1 protein-coding gene is annotated in these 1,623 nt (G+C 49.9%); it reads right to left on the bottom strand.

All coding sequences use genetic code 11. The annotated features are described in order from the left end of the window. Positions 1 to 89: 89 nt before the first annotated feature. Positions 90 to 1,454, bottom strand: coding sequence for an ISNCY family transposase (locus tag POTG_RS22465; RefSeq protein ID WP_019007868.1), 1,365 nt, complete (start codon positions 1,452 to 1,454; stop codon positions 90 to 92). Between the last annotated feature and the right edge of the window lie 169 nt (positions 1,455 to 1,623).

Genomic DNA, 1,623 nt, shown 5'->3' with positions numbered 1-1,623 from the left:
TTGCTCCTGAAAAAGTCGATTTTCAAAAATAGTTTCGGGTTGCTGGCTGGGTTGTGAGGGGGAACTTTCCCTAATGATCGGTTTCCATGTTAGTTTTGGAGCATTTTTGCCGCTCTTTGCAGGTTGTGGGTCAGAATCCCGAAGCCGACCCAGCATTTTGAGCCGACAAAGCCCCGATACCTGCTGCGGTTCAAACCGTACTTCCGCTTGAGAAGACTAATCTTCGCTTCTCCAGCTGCACGGTAACGCTGCAAGTCTTTGAACCATAATTCGTTTTCGTACTCGGATCGGGCAATGCCTTTTTTGCCCTTTCGCGGCAAGCTAGCTCGCTTCACACCAAGTTCGGTAATGGCCGTTTCGTTCTTCTTGCTTGAGAAACCGCGGTCGGTCGCTACAGCTTGCGGCGCTTTGCCGAATTGCTTGATATGCGCCTGTACAGCGGGAACGAGCAGTTCATCATCCGAGGGGTTCCCCTCGTAGACAGCGTAGCCGGTCACAAAGCCGCTTTCCGTCTCGTCGATTCGCACCTTGTAGCCGAACTCAGTTCCTTTGGCCAGCTTACCTTTCTTAATCGGTCTTGCTTCCGGGTCAAAGAAACTGACGATCCGATCTGCGATGATTCGATTGCCGGAAACGACCTGTTTGGCTTGTTCCAACAACTTGCCGGTTAGCGTGACCGCCTCGGTCAGTTTGGTTTTACTTTGTCGAAGAGCAGCTTTGCCCTTGTCTTGCAGTTTCTCGATAACGGCTTGCGCCTTGTTCACAACGTTCTCGGCTACTTCGATTACGCTCCCAGTGATCCGGTCAACTTCTTCCCAAGATTCACGGGTGCGGCGACGTAGAACTTTCGCGATGGACAGAATCTTTTCCTTGATTTCTGCCGTACGATCTTCAAAGCCTTGAACAGTGTGGGAGGCGACTTTCCGGATTTTCTGAATCGTTCGAGTGATGACTTTTACGCCATCTTGCAACAGCGTAGCGTCTGTCGGGTGATGGATGTCGGATTCCACAACCGTCGTATCCGTGCGCAATTTGCGGGTTTTCAGAACGGCTTTTTCCTCACACTGCTTTACGAGTGCGGCATTGATGTCTTCGACGATCTTGTCGCCGTAGCGTTTGCGGGCATAGATGAGCGTAGACGGGTCGGGCATCGGTTCGTCGATGGCAAACCGGCAGAACATTCGCCATGTGATGCTGTCACCGACTTCCTTCACGAGTGACTCGTAGCCCAAATTGTATTTATGCTTCAGGACCATAAGACGGATGTACTTTTCAATTGCAAGCGTAGGACGGCCGCTTTTCTTGCCTTTCGGGTGCAACTCAGTAAACGGTTGAAGAAAACGGTCGTCGTCCAGTAATTGATCTATGATTGCAAGCTCGACCGGCAACTTTCTAACAGATTCCGGGAGAATGGCATCCCAGATGGTCAATTGCTCGTCTCGAAGTTTCAACATTTTCTTCACCTCTTGGAAGGATTCCCGAGGGCTTCTGTTGAACTCCTATAGCAAAGGAATTCTTCCCTCGGGGTGTGGAACTTTGTTATCTCGTCAATAACAATTTCCATTTTGAGGTGCTGAATTCCTTTTAATTATGCTCAAAACACCCTGACTTTTTCAGGGGAAA

The sequence above is a fragment of the Paenibacillus sp. oral taxon 786 str. D14 genome (assembly GCF_000159955.1).
In the GTDB taxonomy this organism is placed as follows: Bacteria; Bacillota; Bacilli; order Paenibacillales; family Paenibacillaceae; genus Fontibacillus; species Fontibacillus phoenicis.
Note: the sequence above shows the minus strand (reverse complement) of the source record. Positions and strands in the feature narration are given on the sequence as shown.